The sequence below is a fragment of the Acinetobacter sp. ANC_7635 genome (assembly GCF_056779945.1).
The window spans coordinates 1-250 of record NZ_JBWYIS010000054.1 but is presented as its reverse complement, the minus strand read 5'-3'; the positions used below and the strand labels follow the sequence as shown (position 1 = coordinate 250).

Sequence of the window (250 nt, the reverse complement as noted above, 5' to 3'; positions counted from 1 at the left end):
CGACCATCAGCAACGAGTTGTAAAGCTTCATTAATTTCTTGTTGAAGTGCATCACGTGTTTCATCAGTATATCTTGCTGACTCTTCTAACTTTGCATTTTCATTAAGTTTAGTCTGAAGTTCTTTCGCCTTCGTCTCAAGCGCGGCTAAATCCGCTTCTGTTGCTAATGAATCTTCAAACTCTTGTTGTGCATTGGTTTTTAATGCAGCATCTGCAGCGTCTAATTCATCAGTCGCTTTGATCACATCAC

General features: G+C 40.0%; 1 protein-coding gene. It reads right to left on the bottom strand.

Features of this window, described 5'->3' with window-relative positions:
- A partial coding sequence (locus AC1M89_RS14855) for a hypothetical protein (RefSeq protein ID WP_481614409.1) occupies positions 1-250 on the bottom strand: 250 nt, incomplete at both ends.